Annotated in this window: 18 protein-coding genes and 1 CRISPR repeat array; of the genes, 5 read left to right on the top strand and 13 right to left on the bottom strand. The window is 40.6% G+C overall.

Going from position 1 to position 19562, the window contains the following annotated elements; all coding sequences use genetic code 11:
* Positions 1-164: 164 nt before the first annotated feature.
* On the bottom strand, positions 165-947 hold the full coding sequence (map, locus tag FFM59_RS04820) for a type I methionyl aminopeptidase (protein ID WP_137601918.1): 783 nt from the start codon (positions 945-947) through the stop codon (positions 165-167).
* Positions 948-1084: 137 nt separating this feature from the next.
* Here map and FFM59_RS04815 point away from each other — a divergent pair, with 137 nt between their 5' ends.
* Together FFM59_RS04815 and FFM59_RS04810 are read left to right on the top strand one after the other, a co-directional pair.
* Positions 1085-1534 (top strand): flavodoxin, encoded by a 450-nt coding sequence (locus tag FFM59_RS04815; protein WP_137601917.1) that lies wholly within the window; start codon positions 1085-1087, stop codon positions 1532-1534.
* Positions 1535-1546: 12 nt separating this feature from the next.
* A complete protein-coding gene (locus tag FFM59_RS04810; RefSeq protein ID WP_137601916.1) occupies positions 1547-1954 on the top strand; it encodes a GtrA family protein in 408 nt (135 codons plus the stop codon).
* A 46-nt stretch (positions 1955-2000) separates the two neighbouring features.
* Here the strand turns inward: FFM59_RS04810 and FFM59_RS04805 are convergent, their stop codons facing one another.
* The 3 genes from FFM59_RS04805 to wecB all read right to left on the bottom strand — a co-directional run bounded on the left by FFM59_RS04805 (position 2001) and on the right by wecB (position 3810).
* The gene (locus FFM59_RS04805) at positions 2001-2363 is read right to left on the bottom strand and encodes a type II toxin-antitoxin system PemK/MazF family toxin (protein ID WP_170175935.1); all 363 of its coding nucleotides are present in this window, start codon (positions 2361-2363) and stop codon (positions 2001-2003) included.
* Positions 2364-2367: 4 nt separating this feature from the next.
* The gene (locus FFM59_RS04800) at positions 2368-2643 is read right to left on the bottom strand and encodes a hypothetical protein (protein ID WP_137601914.1); all 276 of its coding nucleotides are present in this window, start codon (positions 2641-2643) and stop codon (positions 2368-2370) included.
* Positions 2644-2715: 72 nt separating this feature from the next.
* On the bottom strand, positions 2716-3810 hold the full coding sequence (gene wecB / locus FFM59_RS04795) for a non-hydrolyzing UDP-N-acetylglucosamine 2-epimerase (protein ID WP_137601929.1): 1095 nt from the start codon (positions 3808-3810) through the stop codon (positions 2716-2718).
* Positions 3811-3937: 127 nt separating this feature from the next.
* On the opposite strand from wecB, the gene FFM59_RS04790 reads away from it, so the two are divergent.
* The 3 genes from FFM59_RS04790 (at position 3938) to FFM59_RS04780 (ending at position 7675) form a co-directional block, all read left to right on the top strand.
* Positions 3938-5173, top strand: a complete 1236-nt coding sequence (locus FFM59_RS04790; protein WP_137601913.1) for an aminopeptidase — start codon at positions 3938-3940, stop codon at positions 5171-5173.
* Positions 5174-5383: 210 nt separating this feature from the next.
* Entirely contained in the window at positions 5384-7048 is a 1665-nt protein-coding gene (gene ade, locus FFM59_RS04785; RefSeq protein WP_137601912.1) for an adenine deaminase, read from the top strand.
* Positions 7049-7342: 294 nt separating this feature from the next.
* Positions 7343-7675: a ribonuclease G gene (locus FFM59_RS04780; RefSeq protein WP_137601911.1), complete on the top strand. Its 333-nt coding sequence runs from the start codon at positions 7343-7345 to the stop codon at positions 7673-7675.
* 297 nt (positions 7676-7972) lie between these two features.
* Here the strand turns inward: FFM59_RS04780 and FFM59_RS04775 are convergent, their stop codons facing one another.
* From FFM59_RS04775 to cas3, 9 genes are all read right to left on the bottom strand, one after another.
* On the bottom strand, positions 7973-8896 hold the full coding sequence (locus FFM59_RS04775) for an IS30 family transposase (protein WP_137601910.1): 924 nt from the start codon (positions 8894-8896) through the stop codon (positions 7973-7975).
* A gap of 133 nt (positions 8897-9029) precedes the next feature.
* Positions 9030-9729: direct repeats of the CRISPR family, unit length 28 nt; unit sequence GGATCACCCCCGCGTGTGCGGGGAATAC.
* 29 nt (positions 9730-9758) lie between these two features.
* The gene (gene cas2e, locus FFM59_RS04770) at positions 9759-10661 is read right to left on the bottom strand and encodes a type I-E CRISPR-associated endoribonuclease Cas2e (protein WP_137601909.1); all 903 of its coding nucleotides are present in this window, start codon (positions 10659-10661) and stop codon (positions 9759-9761) included.
* Positions 10658-11611 carry a type I-E CRISPR-associated endonuclease Cas1e gene (cas1e, locus tag FFM59_RS04765; RefSeq protein ID WP_137601908.1) on the bottom strand — a complete coding sequence of 318 codons (954 nt, stop codon included), beginning with the start codon at positions 11609-11611 and terminating at the stop codon, positions 10658-10660. Before cas1e ends, cas2e begins: the two co-directional genes overlap by 4 nt.
* 4 nt (positions 11612-11615) lie before the next feature.
* Positions 11616-12284, bottom strand: a complete 669-nt coding sequence (cas6e, locus tag FFM59_RS04760; RefSeq protein WP_137601907.1) for a type I-E CRISPR-associated protein Cas6/Cse3/CasE — start codon at positions 12282-12284, stop codon at positions 11616-11618.
* A gap of 13 nt (positions 12285-12297) precedes the next feature.
* Positions 12298-13008, bottom strand: coding sequence for a type I-E CRISPR-associated protein Cas5/CasD (cas5e, locus tag FFM59_RS04755; RefSeq protein ID WP_137601906.1), 711 nt, complete (start codon positions 13006-13008; stop codon positions 12298-12300).
* Complete coding sequence (cas7e, locus tag FFM59_RS04750) at positions 12989-14065, bottom strand: type I-E CRISPR-associated protein Cas7/Cse4/CasC (protein WP_137601905.1); 1077 nt, start codon at positions 14063-14065, stop codon at positions 12989-12991. Before cas7e ends, cas5e begins: the two co-directional genes overlap by 20 nt.
* Entirely contained in the window at positions 14065-14691 is a 627-nt protein-coding gene (gene casB, locus FFM59_RS04745; RefSeq protein ID WP_137601904.1) for a type I-E CRISPR-associated protein Cse2/CasB, read from the bottom strand. The genes cas7e and casB overlap by 1 nt, the downstream gene beginning before the upstream one ends.
* A gap of 8 nt (positions 14692-14699) precedes the next feature.
* Positions 14700-16418: a type I-E CRISPR-associated protein Cse1/CasA gene (locus FFM59_RS04740; RefSeq protein WP_137601903.1), complete on the bottom strand. Its 1719-nt coding sequence runs from the start codon at positions 16416-16418 to the stop codon at positions 14700-14702.
* Complete coding sequence (cas3, locus tag FFM59_RS04735) at positions 16411-19188, bottom strand: CRISPR-associated helicase Cas3' (protein WP_137601928.1); 2778 nt, start codon at positions 19186-19188, stop codon at positions 16411-16413. Before cas3 ends, FFM59_RS04740 begins: the two co-directional genes overlap by 8 nt.
* Between the last annotated feature and the right edge of the window lie 374 nt (positions 19189-19562).

Genomic DNA, 19562 nt, shown 5'->3' with positions numbered 1-19562 from the left:
ATTTGCACACTATACTTAATATTATTAACTACCCTATAACCAGTGTCAACCGCAGACCAGGTTTTGCTTTTTTAATAATTTGAAAAATGAAATACATCATCAAACGTTTAATTGAGTGCACAAAAAAAGTAATTTATGCGAAATTGCACAAATTACTCAAATTTTTATAGATATTTAGCATCAAATTCAGGATCTTGGGAAGTTAAAATCTTAGGTCCGTCCTTGGTGATTGCTAAAGTATGTTCGTACTGACAACTCCAGCCACCATCTTCCGTGACGGCTAACCAACCACTAGGGTCACTGACGTCAGCTTTCCAAGTACCGGTGTTAATCATTGGTTCGATGGTAATAGTCATTCCTTCACGCAGACGAGGTCCACGGTTTGCTTCACCATAGGCTGGCACTGAAGGATCTTCATGCATTGTAGGTCCAATACCATGTCCAACAAATTCACGGACATCCCCGTAGCCATTTTCATCTTCAGTGTAATGTTGAATAACGGCCCCAATATCACCAATGCGGTTGCCAATCACAGCCTGATCAATACCCATATAAAGTGACTTCTTTGTGACGTCCATCAATTTTTGAATTTCGTCGCTGACTTCACCAACGGCATAGCTCCAGCAAGAATCACTGAAGGCACCATCTAATTCAACAACCGTATCGACCTTCACTAAGTCGCCGTTTTTTAACATAACGTGCTTGCGAGGGAAACCATGACAAATTTCATCATTGATGCTGACACAAGTGGCGTATTCATAGCCTTCAAAACCGATTTGAGCGGCAACCGCACCGTGGCTTTCAATATAATCACGACAAAAGTCTTCAATAACCCAGCTGGAAATCCCGGGTTTAATAATATCGCGTAATCCAATATGCATGCCGGAAATCACAGCGCCGGATTTTCTCATTGCTTCAATTTCTCGTGGTGATTTTATACTAATCATTAGTCTATCTACCTCTTCGTCCAAAATTACTTACTAAATCATTATACTCTAATCTAGAAAATTGTTTAGCTTTATACTCAGAATTCTAAATTTCTGCTATACTACTTAGGATAACTACTCGAAAGAAGGAAACAATTATGGCAAGTGCATTAGTCGTTTTTGCAACAATAACTGGAAATAATGAAGATGTCGCTGATATCGTGACCGAAGCGTTGGAAGAACTAAACGTTGAAGTTGAAGAAACAGAAATTACTCAAGCTGACGCGGAAGATTTTGAAGACGTTGATATCTGCGTGGTTTGTCCTTATACCTATGATGAAGGTGCGCTTCCTGAAGAGGGATTGGACTTCTATGAAGACCTTCAAGAACTTGATTTGTCAGGTAAGATTTTTGGAGTGGCCGGTTCAGGCGATACCTTCTACCTAGACGATTTCAACGTTTCGGTCGACAAATTCGCGGCCGCATTTGAAAAAGCCGGTGCTAAGAGTGGTGCTGAAAAAGTTAAGATTGACCTTGATCCTGACTCAGATGATATTAAAACTTTAAACGCATTCGCAGCTGACTTAGTCAAAGCTGCGACCAAGTAAAACGAGGTAATTATTTTGTTCGCACTCTTTAAAAAGTACCAATCTCTAATTGCCTACGCATTCTTTGGGGGCGTGACGACCCTGGTTAATATCGGTGTCTTTGCTGGTTTAGATTGGCTCGGCTGGAATTATCAAGTGGCCAACGTGATTGCTTGGTTCCTGTCCGTGTTAGTCGCTTACCTAACCAATAAGGTTTGGGTTTTTTCATCCCACTACACAACCGTGAAAGCATTTATTATTGAGATTTCTCAGTTCTTCTTTTTCCGTGTCTTGACCTTGGTCATTGATGTGGTGATTATGTACGTCGGAATTTCTTTGTTAGATGCCAATTCAATTTTAGTCAAAATCATTGATAATGTGATTGTCATCATCGTCAATTATGTCTTTTCCAAATGGTACATCTTTAAGAAAACTAACTAATATAGTAAAAGCAGTGAATTCAGACGAATTCACTGCTTTTTAATTTCTACAATTCAAAGATTTCCGGGATCACTTCAAGTACCTCTCGCAAAATATTAGATCTCACACTTCCAATGATTTCACCGTGTCTACTGACGTAGTCATAGCCATGTAGTTGATACATAATAATCATCCCATCAATCCCTAACCCCGGATCAACAATCTGAATTTTCATAGAATCATTGTCATGTTTACTGTGAGTAATTGGCATAACTTGGACAGATTGTGTTGTGACATTATAATCGTAACCACTAACAACTATACACGGCCTCCGTATATTACCATTTTTAGGATTATGACCACCAATTTCTCTTCCAGCATGTGGCTCAAAGTCTAACCAAATTATGTCCCCTTGCTTAGGAAAATCCATTTTATTAATCCAACCTTTCTCGTCCGACTGGAATAATATCATCAGGATTATAATTGAGCTCTTTTATGTCTTGTTCAAAATCATACCTTGATCTATCAAAATTTTTAAATCGGTTCTTTTTCAATCTTGGTTTGACTACTTTGTATGTCACACTAGATTCATTAAAACCAGAGGCGGTTACTTCAACTCCAGCTGGAATTCCTGAATTTTTTGGAAGTGTTACCGTAACAGAATTACCTTGTTTACGAGTTTTAAAAGTACCATAGTCTTGTTCTTCCATGATTTTCCTCCACATAGCCATATTTACACATTCAAGTATAACATGTATTTACTGTATTTACTATTAGGAGGGTTAGTCCAAATATTCATCCAGCACTTTCAAAATTCGTTCTGTGGCATGCCCATCCCCAAATGGATTTTTAGCATGCGCCATTTTACGATATTCTTTTTTATCATGCAGCATCTGGAAAATGCCTTGTTGAATACCTTCAATCGTAGTACCAACAATTTTGACGGTGCCAGCCGCAATTCCTTCTGGTCGTTCAGTCTCGTCGCGTAATAATAAGACGGGTAAATTCATCGAGGGTGCTTCTTCTTGAATCCCACCAGAGTCAGTCACAATTAAAAAACTGCGCGCGGCAAAATTATGAAAGTCATAGACATCCATCGGTTCAACTAAGTGAATCCGATCACGACCACCCAAGATGGATTCAGCTAGGTTCTCTACTTCTGGATTAGGATGGACCGGATAGACTAACTCCACATCCAGATTAGTTTCGACAACATCTCGTAAGGCGTGTAAAACGCGACAAATCGGTTCACCCATATTTTCGCGGCGTTGAACAGTTACCAAAATGACCCGATGGTTATCGGGAATCAGTCGTAACACCGGATGCTGATAATCATCAGTAATCGTATAATTTAACGCATCGACGGAAGTATTACCGGTAACAAAAATACTATCTGTGCTTTTATTTTCCATCAGTAGGTTTTGCTTACTTTGTTCGGTGGGGGCAAAGTACAAATCGCTCAACACATCTGCCAATTGGCGGTGCATTTCTTCTGGAAACGGCGCGTACTTATCATGGGTTCGTAAGCCCGCTTCCACGTGGCCAATCGGAATTTGGTGGTAAAAGGCACACAAACTTGCCACCAAAGTCGTCGTCGAATCTCCAATCGTGAGAATCATCTCTGGCTGGGCGGCATTCACGATATTTTCCAAGTGGTGCAGCATCTTACTCGTGCGTTCAGCTTGGCTTTCGTGCGGTACCATTAAATTTAAATCGAAGTCAGGATGGATATCAAAAATCGATAACACTTGATCCAGTAATTTGCGATGCTGTGCAGTCACCACCACAATCGGCTCGAACCGGTCTGGCTGTGCTTGCATGGCTTTAACAACTGGTGCCATTTTAATCGCCCCTGGTCGGGTCCCAAAAATTAACATCACTTTGTGTACACTCGTCAACTGAATCCCCCCTTTTGAATACTATCTTACTCTTATTCAGCAAGGGTTGCACTCACTAACTTTTCCGCCAATATGTTACGATATCAGCAACGAAGGAGTGAATTTTATGACTGTTAAAAACTTTGAAGATAAAATAAATAAATATGCGGATTTAATTACGCAAGTTGGCGTCAACGTGCAACCTGGTCAAACCATCATTTTAACCATCGGTGTCGACCAACAACCCCTTGCCCACGCCATCACCCAAGCAGCTTACGACCTTGGCGCAGATGAAGTTGTCGTCGAATGGACCGATGATTTTCTATCACGAGAATTCTTAACCCACACCAGTCAAGAACGTTTAACCACAATGCCAGCCTATATCAAGGGTAAGGCCGATGAATTAATGGCTAAACATGCAAGTCGGATTACGGTCCTTTCCGATGATCCAGATGCGTTAGCGGGACTGGATAGCAAGCGACTCAGTGCCTATCAAAAAGCTCTCAGTGTTGCGCGACGGTCAATTCGGAAAGCTACAATGAATAACGACGTGTCATGGCTCGTGGTTGGAGCAGCGGGACAGGCTTGGGCAGAAAAAGTCTTTCCAGATGACGCACCAATCGTTGCCCTCGATAAATTATGGGATGCGATTTTCTTTACCGCCAGAATTGATACTCCCAATCCAATTGCAGCCTGGCGAGATCATATTCGTGAACTCAGTCAAAAGGCCGACTGGTTAAATAGTTTTAATTTCAAAGCATTAAAATATAGTGCACCGACCGCTGACATTACGATTGGCTTAGCTGACCAACATGTTTGGGAAGCTGCTGGGAGTACGGACCTAGCCGGTAACTTTTTCGTACCAAACATCCCGACTGAAGAAGTCTTTACCGCCCCTGATAATCGTCAGATAGATGGATGGATTAAATCTACCAAACCCCTCACCTATAATGGGCACGTAATTGATGGGATTGAATTAACGTTTGCTCACGGCAAAATTACTGACGGTCATGCCGCCACTAATGACGCAATCTTTCAAGAACTCTTAAAAATTGATGACGGTACTCACAGTTTAGGTGAAGTTTCATTAGTTCCCGATCCATCACCGATATCACAATCTGGCATTATCTTTTTAAATACTTTATTTGATGAAAATGCCGCCAATCATATTGCGATTGGTGCTGCTTATCCATTTAATATCAAAAATGGCACTAACATGACTGTTTTAGAACAAACGACCCACGGTTTAAGCCAAAGTGTTGCCCACGTTGATTTTATGGTTGGCTCCGCAACCATGGATGTTGATGGCATTCAATTTGACGGTACTGTGGTACCTATTTTCCGCCATGGTGATTGGGCATAATAAATTAATTTGTATATAGCAATTGTGTTTGTGCTAGTTTACTTGTATATAACAAAATTTTGATATCGTCTAGAATTCATTTGGACGATATCTTTTTTAATCTAATTTTGATTATGATTGACATTTGATACAAAAAGTCTTTAAATATAACGTTAAATAATCAAAATGAAAGTTTTCTTATTTCAAATTTAACTGGAGGACTTTTAACTCATGAATCAAGTGGAAACAAGTATTCAAAATGGACAGGTATTAAACGTCTTTACCCGCCAATTCGAACCCACAACTTTGTGGATTAACCACGGTCAAATTGTCGCGGTTGGTCAGCAAACCGGCTACACAGCGAACACCATTATTGATGCCAGCGATAAATACATCGTTCCTGGATTTATTGACGCACACATGCATATTGAAAGTTCAATGGTCAGCCCAAGTGAATTAGGGAAAGTGTTACTTCAACATGGCGTGACTGGGATTGTGGCAGATCCACATGAATTGGCAAACATTGAAGGTGTGCAAGGCATTGAATATATGATTAATGATTCTCGACAAACACCATTAGATGTATACTACATGTTGCCGTCATCAGTACCTTGTACCCCATTTGATCATTCTGGTGCAGTGTTAACTGCTAAAGATTTAAAGCCACTCTATCAATACCCTGAAGTTCATGGTTTAGCTGAAGTAATGGATTATCCGGCGGTGGCGGCCGGAGATCCAGACACAATTGCTAAAATTAATGATTCCATTACCGTGGGATTTCATGCAGATGGCCATGGTGCGGGTTTAAACGTTGAACAACTAGATGTTTTTCGCCGTGCACATATCCATACTGATCACGAAGCAACTAGTGTCACTGAAGTGAATGAACGGCTCGCCACGGGCTTTTCTGTTTTTTTGCGAGAAGGAACTGTGGAACGTGATTTAGCCAATACAATAAACGCAGTTACCCCAGAAAACGCCCATAATTTTTCATTTTGTACGGACGACAAAATCGTCGATGATTTATTAGAAGAAGGCTCAATCGACTACTCAATTAAGCTAGCGATTAGCTTGGGGTTAGCCCCAGAATTGGCATATACGATGGCAAGTTACAACGCGGCCATTGCCCATGACTTATCTAACGTCGGTGCTCTCGCTGCTGGTTACCAAGCTGATTTGGTGATTCTAAATGGCTTAAACACCGTTAATATTGATGCTGTCTTTAAGAACGGTATGCTGATAACCGAGTCTGATACTACTCCGTTGCCACCTGGTGCTTCCACGGTTCATCATCATTTGTCTTTAAATGACCTACAATTACTAATGACTTCAGACCATGCACACGTGATTGGAATTCAACCAAACCATATTGTCACGGATCATTTAAAGTTAGAAGTCCCCGTGCATGATGGCATTTTCCAACCAGATTTGGACCGTGATTTAATTAAAATTGCGGTCATCGAACGTCATCATGATCTAGGTACTGTTGGCGTAGGAATTGTGAAAGGCTTTGAACTACACGAAGGAGCGATTGCGACAACTGTCGCCCACGACTCACATAACCTGGTAGTCGCTGGTACCAATGACGAAGCCATCTTCCAAGCCGTACAAGAAGTAACTCGCGTTGGTGGTGGCATTGCAGTAGCTGATGACCATAATATCTTAGCTACGATGCCATTATCAATTGGCGGTGTCATGTCTGCCAAAACTTATCAAGATGCCCTAGTTGATCTCAGATCAATAACAGATGCATACTACAAGATCAGTTCAAACCGGGATTTTAATCCATTTTTGACTTTATCATTTTTAACCTTGCCAGTAATCCCTTCTATCAAGATTACTGATCAAGGCTTGTACGACTTTGATCAACAAAAGTTTATTAATGTTAGTCTTTAATTCCAATCTTAAATAACTTTCATATGAAGCGCATCGATTAAGAATCGATGTGTTTTTTTGACGTTACCGATTCATGATATCAATCATGGTCCACATTTATCTTTTAATTTTTGATAGTTATGAGTTAAATTAATGTGAATTTACCCCCCTTATACTGACAACTTATGAAAGTTAATTTACGCTAATTTAACCTACTTAATTTTTTTATTGTCAGTCAATAAATACATGGGTATACTCACAGTTAAGGACGTCCAATGCTGAATGACGGTAAAAGCTGCTATGGAGGAGTAGATTATGCAAGAAGATGGAAGTGTTGTGGCACCAAATGAGGTCAAAGGTTGGAACTGGGGTGCCTTCATGTTTAGTATTTATTGGGGTATTGGTAACAAAACATATCTACCTTTACTTTGTCTCATTCCCCTGTTCAATCTCGTTTGGGTGTTTGTGGTTGGTTTCAAAGGCAACGAGTGGGCTTGGCAAAAAGGTAATTACAAGGACATTGCTACATTCAAAGCCGTTCAAGAGACTTGGAATCGTGCAGGATTCGTATTCTTCATCCTTGCGATTGTTTTCGTTGTTCTTTATTTTGCATTCTTTGCGGCTATTTTCAGCTCATTCAGCTATTAATTTTCGCTCACTTAATTAAGTATTGAAACAGATTGAAATAATAGGCATCATTGTTAATAACCTTGGTATTTTTCTAGTTAAGATAAAGCATATTAGACTTTTTATGCTTACTAAATTAAATAGTATCCAACAAATAATAGGAATAGCTAATTCTAAGTAATATTTACATTAAAATAAAAAATCACTTTCAATATTGCTCAATATTAGACAGATTTTAACCACCGTACTTTTGAAAACAATTAAGTGAGCTGCAAACTTAATCAATATGGCAGATTGCAAGAAATAACTTGAACGAATTTAATGACGTAAATTAAGCAAAAAGATCTCGATTGGTGTATGCCAATTAAGACATTTAAGTGGCCGTGAATTCAGATACCAATTGATTTGAACCAGTTGGTGATCACTTAGTTCTTCACTGGCTTGGCCTTTGGGAATAAAGCGCCGCAAAACTCGGTTACGGTTCTCATTACTACCGCGTTCATGTGGTGAATAAGCATGGGCAAAATAAACCTGTGTACCAGTTCGCCGTTCAATTGTCTGATAGTTAGCGAACTCTTTACCATGATCTACGGTAAGCGTCTTGAGCTTGTCTTGAAGTTGACTAGCTAGTTCAAGTACGGCTTGAGTCATGGACTGACTGTCGCGACCATGGAGCCGTTTAACAATTGTCAGGCGACTCTTACGCTTCACAAAAGTAGCCACAGCTTGACCTTTACGTTTACCAGAAAGTACGGTATCAGCTTCAAAGTGGCCGAATTCCTGGCGAGTTTCGACTTTATGAGGCCGCTCCTCAATGGAGCAGCCGTGATTGAACGTACCACGCTTTTCTTTAGCACGATGACGACGAATTCCATGATCAGGCAAATCGGGCAACTGTATATCAAGCCATCCTTGATCAATCCAGTTATAGACCGTCTTGTAGGCAATCCCCACCACATGGGCAACTTGTTCAGGGGACCACTTCTGGACTTGAATCTTTTCCTCGATCAAGTGTTTAAGGTTTTTAGTGAGCGAAGACTTCCGCCCCCGTTGACTAACCTTTCGTTCAAAGTCAGTTTGCGCTAGCCCAGCCTGGTACTCACTATTTAGCCGGTGAAGTTCGTTAAAGATGGTGGTCTTACTAAAGCCTAAGTAGTTAGCGATGTATCGCAAGGAACGTCCTTCATTATGAAGCGTTTCAATGACAACACGGTTCTGGAATGATAAAATAGTGGTGCTCATCAAGGTCCTTCTTTCTAATGGATTGTGTGGTAACACCATTAAAGACCTTGATGGGTTTTTCTGTCCACTTAAATGTTCAACTTAAATTTTACAATCTGCCAAAAAGAAAAAATTCATCGCAATTATAATTATGGAATTGCCCCCGCGTGTGCGGGGAATACGATGATATTGGCAAGCCTTGGTCGTTTTCTATAGGATCACCCCCGCGTGTGCGGGGAATACTCTGCGTTAATATTTGCTGGATCGTGTTTCATGGGATCACCCCCGCGTGTGCGGGGAATACTCAATCATATCCGTGTATAATTTCAGCTCTTTAGGATCACCCCCGCGTGTGCGGGGAATACTCAAGTGGTCGTATGTCTTATATCCGGCATTCAGGATCACCCCCGCGTGTGCGGGGAATACTCACGACCCCAGTTGCCTTTGATAATTTGAACAGGATCACCCCCGCGTGTGCGGGGAATACTGCTGAACTGCAATATGAACTTGCTTGATTGTAGGATCACCCCCGCGTGTGCGGGGAATACCCGTAGATTTATCAAAAGTTTCATCAATTACGGGGATCACCCCCGCGTGTGCGGGGAATACTTATAAGTTGAATCTCCGTATCGCTGTTGCCTAGGATCACCCCCGCGTGTGCGGGGGAATACGAAATTTTCAAGTTCATCACTGGGGAATTGATAGGATCACCCCCGCGTGTGCGGGGAATACACATTAGCAACGAGTAAGAAACTATCAGACGTGGGATCACCCCCGCGTGTGCGGGGAATACTTCAAGTTTTGCATTTAACACGTCTTTCATATAGGATCACCCCCGCGTGTGCGGGGAATACACTAAACAAATCCCATCATGCCAACATTCTCAAAATCTAAAAACTCCTTTTTTTATGAGTTGCTCTGCCAAATCACAAGTCGCTTGTGCATCTGCCAACGCATTATGGAAATTTTCGTTTTTAATATTATACGTCTCCAACACTGTTTTTAAGCGGTAATTATCTAAAAACCGATTATTATTTTTAACGACTGGCATCAAATCATAAAAATTATTGACCAAACTTGCCAGCTTAGTGTTTCTAAAGCTTGCCGTCAAAAAGCTTTCGTCGAAGTGAACATTGTATCCGACCAAAGGCAAGTCACTAATGAACTTTTGAAATCCCCTTAAGGCATTTTCTAAAGAAACGCCTTCGGAGATCAACTTTTCTAAGGTTAAACCAGTTAACTTTATTACGGCTGTCGGAATTTTTTGATCAGTGTTAATTAATTGATAAAAATTTTCAACATTACTACCGTAAGATTTGACAGCACCAATCGCGATTATTTTATCTGTAGAAACATTTAGGCCAGTCGTTTCAATATCAATTGAGACAAACGGTTTGGATTCACTTTCAACCTGTTGCTTTTCAGCCCTTTTGCTGTCAGTTCGTTTTGCCATCATCTTTGCTTTATGAAATTTGGCAGCATTGCTAAAACCGTGCTTTATTGGCTTGTCTGCCGAAATCAAGTGCATCATCAGAGGAATACCATCATAATCCACTACTGTTCTATCAAATCGAGTTGTTTTGAATGTGTAACCCAGTTCGTTATTGGTATTGTAAGCCATGGTTGCCTGCCCATTGCCAATATCCCGCATAATTCGATTCCATAACTCATCTCTAATTTTAGCAGTTACGTTGCCAACGTAAACACCAGTCTGAATCTCTTGGCACCATTTTGTCAGATCTCCCCGTAGGGAATTCGGTACCTTCGTTAACGTAACCACAATCATATAGGATCGTCCGCCTTAATTTCTTGATATTGAACACCCATCTTTTGCAACCCCATCTGATTGTCCCACAAATTCAGAACATCGACATCCTCTTTAGCATCAGTTTCACCCAACAAAAACTTTAAGTCTGCAACCATCCTAATCAGTAACTTACTTTCCTTAAAAGCATCACGCATAGCTAGTCTTGTTTTTGAGGCAATATCTTTATCCGTTCCAAATTTTGCAGTAATTTTAAATGCAATGGGAATAGAATACTCGGCCTTATATAGATCCGCAAAATCATAGACAAATGATAAGTCATGACCCGTATGGACGAAGCCCAACCCCGCAGATGCACCTAAAGCTGATATCACACTATAGCTTAACCCATAAAGTGCTTGATGAGCAGCTGTGAGTGCTTTATTAATTGGCGTTCCTGAGTCAAAATCATCAGGATTATACTCCCGACGAGACCAAGCTACTTTTGTTTTCTCAGCTTGATCACGGTATACACGTCGAACTCTAGCACCTTCTTTCCCCCGAAGTTCTTGCATACTCAGATTTGAAACATTGACATTTCCAAAACGCATTTGATACATTTGGCGTGCAACTGCAATCCGCGTTTTTGAATTGGAAACGAGTCTTGCTTGAGCCTCAAGCAACGATGACGAGTGATTCAACGGTCTGCCATATGCATATTGTCGAACACCTTGTTCGCCAGTCCAAACACATCCCATCCCAGAAGTCCCAATCAGTTCCATCGCTCGGTGTGTCACATCCACACCCGGTCCAAGTAATAATACGCTAACAACAGCTGCTGGGACATAAACCATGCCCCGACTGTCTGAAACTAATATTGCGCTGTCTTGATGGTTCAATTTAGCATGCTCAAGATATAAAAATGTTACCCGGTCACGTTCACGGCCTAACTCAGAAAGTTTGGCTTTCTTGGCGCCAATTTTTTTTGACATTTTATCACCTCTCAGGGATGACCGTCATTAATCCCATGCCATAAGCTTTTTCTCGCCCTAAACCATTGATTAAAGTCTGCTTAAATAGTACCAAATTCTGAATTTGCAACAATCCTTCAAAGGTCACTTGGCTTAGCCGTACACTCCGCCCAGATTTACGATTTAACACTGGATGCTCCCGTTTTACAATATCAAACGCTAGATCATGCTGATCTATTGTCCCAGATAATTCTTGACTAACAAGTTTAAAACCAGCCTTTTCAGCTCGTTGTATTAACCATTTTCTCTGTTGTTCTACTGTGATATGTGGATAAATACGCCCTCGCTTTTCCCCGGTCAGACTCACAGCATAGCTTGGATTTGCGGTAAGTCTAAATTGCATCAATTCATTTAGTTGTAACTGATTCAAAAATTGGTCATAAGTCTTAGTCATTGCGGTACCGGGAACGCCATACCGGGACAGTGCCTGCAGATCCGGTTTGTTTTGACTTAATATCAACAAATACTCATGGCCGGCTATTTGATCTAGTCGCCATAAATGTCGCAGCCGCTCTCCCTTTTTCACCTCTTCAGGAAAACTCTGTTCAACCCAGTCATGATAAGCACCCAAGTGAGTCAAGTTCTTGATTTTTTGACGATTATTACTCGCCTTTTCAACTCTTGATAAATACATATGGCCCTCCTTTCTAGATAAACGTAAAGACGTCATGATTCGAGTCAGCTATAGTTTTTTCAAAGCTTTTATTCGTTAACTGAATTCTTTGACTAGCAATTGCTCGATAACTTAATTGTCGGTGACGCTGATCAAAGGAAATAACGTTGTCCTTCGCTAATCTATTAGTAACAGATTTTGGTAAAAGATCAGCATCTGCAATCAACTCAACACTAACAACAGATTTTTTTTTCTGACGTTGAAACCACGTTGATGCCTGCCACTCAAGATTACTTAAGGCCTGTATTGGATTCTTATCAGCAACGGTGTGTAATTTCAACGGACCCGCAGGAACATTAGCACGGCGACCCAAAAATAACTGGAATTTTGGGTGTCTTAATGTATACGCGAGTGTATCGATCAATTGTGGATCATTACTACCCACAGCTACGACAAAGACAGCATCCTGTAAATAGTCTCGATAAGTAATTTTTCGAGTTCCTTTTTTCCATTCAACTGTTTGGTAATCCCTCAATGTTCGTCCTGGCTGGTCAACTCGTACGGCAAATTTTAAATTGTTCAACGCTATGATTCTGTTGTCATCACGTCGGTATCCCATGGCAGCAGCTAGCATTCCGATAACCGCACTCTTTGAAGGATAATAACTCGAGGTTCGACTGGAAAATGATGCCTCATTTCCATATGATTGTAATGGTGAGCTAAAATTAATCGTTAGTGTTTTCATCCCGTACCGCCTTTTTTAACCCATCGGTGACGTTTTGCAAAAGCTCAGTGACATTAGCGACTTTGTCACCATCGTTGGTATCAAATTTACTTAGGACCACACTTAATTTCGGTGCATCAACAAAATCCTGGCTAGTTTCAAACTCGTTTTCAAATTTTTGAATTGATTTTTTTACATACCCATCTTTTGACTTCACTGGTTCTTCAAAAGCCGAAACAAGGTTAACTGGTGTATCCGTCCGCAAATTAACCATGACATAACTTGGGAGTGTTTTGTTAGCAAATGTATTTTGCTTGCCAGTCGGCATTGTTAATAAAAATTCTTTTACAAATGCCACTGCACCAGTGACCGCACTGTCTGGGTCCATGTTATATGCCAATTCTCTAATATTTACGTTTGCGTAACGATAAAGCGTAGATGAATTAAATTCCAAGCTTCCGAGCATGGCTGCACCAGCGTTATCCTCTGGTTGAAGGTCATCCAAGGCCGTGAAATAATCATATTCTGGGACGATTTCATGTGTTGAAAGTGCATGTGCGACTTGGGCAGATGCATCTACATTTAGTTCCGGATTATCGGCTACCATACGACCAAATAAAGCAAGGTCTAAAGATTGATCGCCGTTCAATACATTCTTGAGCTCTTTCTTATCAAAAGTATCGTTATTCAGAGCATACTGTGCTAATTTTTCGATTTGACCATGGCTTACAAGTAAAAGAGCCCCCGTTAAATTTGTTTTTTTATTTAATTTAACTGCAGCCGCCTTGAATAGGTCAGCAGTTTTTTCAGTGGCATCCTCATCGCTTAAACTTAAATCTAGTTTAACCAATTCATCTTTCAATAATTTTGCAGCTTCTTTAGTACGAATCCCGACAGAAATATTTTCCTCCTTAAATCCCTGCCTAACCGCGCGTTTCCAACTTTGAGACGATACCCGAGCGCGCGTCACGCCACCATAAAGTGCTGTCTTTGGGGCACCTGTATCGTCACGGTTAATATTGGATGATGGAACGGTTTGAATCACATGAATATCAAGATATATATTTTTGGTTGTCATTAGTTTTTCTCTCCTTTAGTTTGTGAAGACTCTACATTTGAATAATACTGACGACCCCAAGTAAGTCGCACTTGATTAGCTGATTCATAACTAAATTGAAAATGAAAAAGATCGCCTGCCAGGCGTGCATAGTCAATCTGTTGGTTCTGCTGACTAGCCTTTAGAATGGACACTAGATGCGTCAGGGAATTAATTACACTGGTAACATTAGTTGTGGCTAGTAGCGCTTTGACCCGACGATCAAGAGCAACTTGAATATTCTCATTGAGTCGAAGTTGTGCTAGAGCTTTAAAGAACAACTTGCCTACCGCCTCATCACCATAAGCTCCTCCATAGACGCAAATGTCTATCCCTTGCTGATGAATGGCGTAGAGTCGAATTGCTGCAAAAGTGGCAATTTCAGCGTAGGTTGGTTCACCAGTTATGCTTAGCTTAGGGACAAAAGTCTCTGAAACCATCGCTGGTGTTTCTATTCCAGCCATGATGATTGGCCAGACTGCCTGTGCCTGCGGACTTTCTAAGGAAACCGCATGGCGGGCACTAGCTAATACTGCTCTATTAATGTTGCCGTGATCATAAATTTGTTGCAACATTTGATCGACAGAACCCGTTATTGTTTTTGTCATAAATTAAATCACCCCTCTAAATGTTTTTGAATGTTATACCGTAGATGATTATTTGCCGTAAAAATATTTTTTTCTCTACTTTTCTCTTTAGTGGGCACAATAATGCCTGTTATATCTCGTGATGTACTAGTCTGCATAAAAGCTTCGGCCGAATCCAAAACAATTTGTTTCAGCTCATGCTTCCACTCCAATTCTTTAGCGTCTCGATCATCATCATTTGACAGACTCGCTAACCAATGCTTAAAGGGGGCGTTCAATTGCTCATAAAATTTTGCACTTTGTTGACTCGCAAAGGAGCTTTTATCAAGGTTGCGAATTTCCCCAATAGTGGCCGCAAACTGCCAAAAATCCTTGCCAATTTGTTGCGTAGTGTCAATCATATTTTCAATACGAATCGGCCAACGTTGTGTGCTTTCAGTATCAAACAAGACATCGGCTCTAATCGTTAAATCATCAGTGACCTCGACGGCCGGTGCCTGTGTCCTCTTATCATCACTAACCAGCACAACACTCATTAAATTCAAGTGCCGATTTTTTTCAATTAACCCTTTGCTTTTAAGTATATGTAGCCAAGTGATCAAACCTGGTTCCACTCCCATCACGTTTCCATCAGTATTTTCAACATTAATGTACTGGCCAAAATTACGCCACATGGCAATGCCAAGCGAACGAGTACTTTTCACCGCTGGTTTAAAATCATCGGCCCCTCCCTGCGCATCATGCTTCCAGGTTGACATTGGTTCAACATTAAACGCATTTTCGCTACTGTACATTGGCATACCAGCACTGAAAATGGTTGGCTGATAATTTTTGTCCCATTCAATGTGTAATAGCCGTGCCCAAACAGTATAAAGACTTGATACATCATCTGGTAAGATCATTTTTTTTCGTTCAGTAACATAATCATTAATGTTGTCATATTCCCAGACTGGCTTTTGTTTGATATAGTGGTCTTTTGTGTCCTGATTGAACAAAATAAGATTCAACATTAATGTTTCAAAAACTGACTTTCCCTTTGCAGCCACCGGGTTTAGCTTGTACAACCAGCCAGCGGGTGTCGCAAATTTTTCGTCAGTTTCAATTTTTGTTTTGTCCGTCACACCAGTAAAGTTTTGATACGTTATCAACCAGCGAGTGAGTTCATCTAAAGCAATTTGTTTTTTTTCACCCCCAGATTTAGGCGTAAATAACGCGGGCGTTTTGTTACTTTCTGAAATCAGTCGATTAATTTGCTTGATTGATACTGTTCCAGAACCACTTGCAATCCTTTTCTTAGCTGGAACCAATAAGTCATATTGATCCGCAGTTACTTGGTAAAAAGGCCGTGCACCAAATAAATCAAATTGATTTTGGTGGTGACTCAAATATCGAATAACAATTTCAGAAAAATGTCCTGCCTGAAACAGCTGATGCCATGTCTCTTGTAAATCACTTTGATCGTATTCATCGTCATCAACAGATTCACTAAGCTGTAGTGTCTCTTTATCGACATCAAGCCATTCATACACTTCATCATTCGCGTCGAATCGTGAATAAACGGTCGTTAAAATTGCCAGTAAAAACCGAAGAATAGCCAAATCTTGTGACCGCATTTCTCCAGCAAGCTGCTGATAATTTTGTGCCTCCTTAAAAAATTCGGTCAAGGAAACAAGTTTTTCTTGATTCGTTTCCTTCACAATTACTTTAATCCAAGGATCGATAACCAAGTTGAATGATTGTTTACTCATTTTCAGTCTCCCTCTCATAACTCAAACCAATTTTTGGCGAATAATGAAGTCGCCAATTATCGAGCTGAGCCGTGTTATCTTTATTCATTGATAGTGCAAGAGTGCCTCGCAACCAACGGCTTTCCTGCCAATTAGGATAATAGTTACTGGTTTGTGTTTCCAAATCTGAGATAATTTTATCAATCCTGTAACTTGGTGTCACCGCGAGTGGTAGCCTCACAACCTGTTGTGCTATTTTGATTAGTGGCACGTCATTGATATTTTGACCAGTCAACAAGAAATCGCCATCATTCGTGTGTTTAATCAAAATAACTTCTAAGGTTTCTTGAATGTCACGCACTGCCGCATTTGCCCTCTGTTCGTCCAAATCAATTCGTCTTTGACTGTGGCTTAACCAACCATGAATGGTTGTGTCGTCATCGAATGCCGATACGGTCAAATTAGGCGCCTCAATCTGAAAAACTTTAGCCTTATTCTCTTCTTTTTCCAAGTCAGTTTCAAATGTCTCTTTGGCACTGTTAAGGCCGTCAATCAATTTATCCGTTGCAGAATCATAGACGGCTTGCACTAAACGAGAAATATCACTCGGTAATTGAATCGTTTTGGCTAAATAATGATCTGTTTTCATTAATAAATACTTTTCGTAAATTGATTCATTAGCTTCACCATAATCGCCATAACCATTGATGCCCATAACATACAGTTGTGGATTTTTCAGTTTTCTCGGTCGCTCAATATTATGACGGTGAAGTCGCCCAGCACGCTGTAGAATCAAATCCATCGGCGCTATGTCTGTATACATGACGTCGAAATCAATATCTAAAGATTGTTCCAGTACCTGCGTCCCGATCACAATCATTTTATCAGGGCGTTTGGCATGTTTGCCAATTGCGTCCTCCAGTTCTCGTTCCCCTGTAACTCGGTCTGGTACTAAAAATGCAGAATGGAGAACCATAAGCGACACATCCTGTGGAACTAGTTGCGCAAGTGTTTGCGCCCGTTTTACCGTGTTCACAATGATGCCAGCAACCCCGCCACCCTGAAGGTTTTCCAAAACCGACTGAATGATCCCTTCGTCATCTGCCTTAACTCTTGTTACTTGCAGGGAGAGGGCCTTTTGATCGCTTTGACCAGAAAAATCTGTAATTTGTTTAATTTCTTTACCGTCAAAAATACTTAGAAGCGGATATGCTTGGTTATCTTGCCAGTGAGTAGGCGCAACAACGTTCTTTTTGAAATATTTCCCATATTTACCTTTGTAGTATTTTTTAAGCAAAGCATTACGCCTATTTTTAGGAAGCGTTGCAGACAAAATAACAATTGGCACATGATAAGTACCTAACCATTCAACTGCCTTATACAGGTATTGACTCATATAAGCGTCATATGCATGTACTTCATCAAGAATAACGACCTTGTCGCTGAACCCAAGGTGCTTTAGAAATAGGTGTTTTTGTTTCAAGCCTAAGAGCAAAAAATTATCAATGGTTCCGACCGTAAACTTGCTCAGAATCGACTTCTTCCCAGAAAACCAGCTATTAACAACAACCGAGCCCAAATCATCGACATTGGAGGCATTGGGGATTGCTTGATAATCTTCATTGAATGCTGCCTTACCATGCATTAACTTAATATCAAAATTGTCATTCTGAGTTTTAGCAAGCTTATTTAGCCACTGTTCTACACGTTCAAACATCGCATTACTAGTGGCTTGTGTGGGTAACCCCATAAAGATACCATCGCAACCTGATTTATAGGCTAACTGTTCGGCTGCAACTAAGGCAATTTCCGTTTTTCCCAGTCCCATTGGGGCTTCGATAATCACCATTCCGGGATCAGTTGTTTTCTCAATTGCTTCAGTCATTGCCTTTTGAACTGGCCGGGCATCGAAGCCCCAGCGTTTCTGATAAGGATCCTCTTCAATACCTACCTGAGCAGGTATCCATTCTCCGCTCTGATACCAAGCCAAAATTGCGTTTCTAAAACGGCCACTCATATCAATGTCAGACCACGTTTGGTTCAACTCAATCAGGGGAAATAACGGCGTGTTTTCAGGATTGTCTAACGACTCACTAGAAGCCAGCCAATCTGCCATAATCAGCAATCCCTCCAGCAATACTGCCTCAGGCTGGTTAATATCAGGAATTTCACCAACACTATCGTAGCCTGAACTGCTCAGCCCATATTTAAATAACTGTTCCTGCACATTCTGCCAATTTTTCTGGATCATTTTATCGGCTTCACTTTTAGCCACGTCTAACTGCAGATAGTTGGCAGTGTAGATATCAATCTGTTGCGTCTGTGGCGAATCCTCTGGGCGACCATGGTGTCCGCCTATAATTGCTGTAACAGATTCTGGAACGCCTTGAATATCTAGCAATGCTTCACCAGCACGCGCGTGTTGTGATTTACGAGAATCTGACAGGTTAACATCATCTAAGCCCGTAAATCCCTGCCGAATTAGCATCTCTAAAAGTTCCGCGTCAAGGCCAAAATCTTCGTCAAATGATCTCTTTGTTTGGAACGCAGGTGTTGCTTTACCAATATCATGAGTAAAGCCAATAAACTTAACAAGTTTTTCCACTTTATCTTCGGAAAAACGCTGTGTTAATAATCGTCTTTGACCAGGACTTAACCAATGATTGAACAACCAATTTATCGTATTTTGCGCATCGATAAGATGAGTAATTAGCGGTAACCAGGAATGTACACCATCCTTTGATCGCTTTTTAGCCCAAAGGCTTGTCACTTGACCTGTTAAAATAACCAGAACTATCACTCTCCCTTATTACCAGTACAAATATCTACATAACTGAAACTGCGAAATTTTTATTGGGCAGACACTGTACAATGTCTGCTCTGTTTGATGAAAAGTGTTCACGCATATTTAAATAAGAATATAAAACAACTCTTTCGAAAAAAGCAAACCAATTATAAATCTAGTTCCTACTAAATATATACCAAATAGATGTATGTTTGTTATTTTTTAGACAATATACAGAATAAACGCTAATATTTTTAGATTAATTAGGGGAGTGTCAAGAAGTTTGTGTAAAAAGTGATTGCTCTTTCTCCATAAAATTAAATCTTTTCAGTCGAAAAGTGATTCTAATGTATCCTTAACTTGTCCGAATCCACGATGAA

The sequence above is a fragment of the Paucilactobacillus nenjiangensis genome (assembly GCF_005405445.1).
Lineage (GTDB): Bacteria > Bacillota > Bacilli > Lactobacillales > Lactobacillaceae > Paucilactobacillus > Paucilactobacillus nenjiangensis.
The sequence above is the reverse complement of the archived record's forward strand: the minus strand, read 5'-3'. Positions and strand labels throughout refer to the sequence as shown.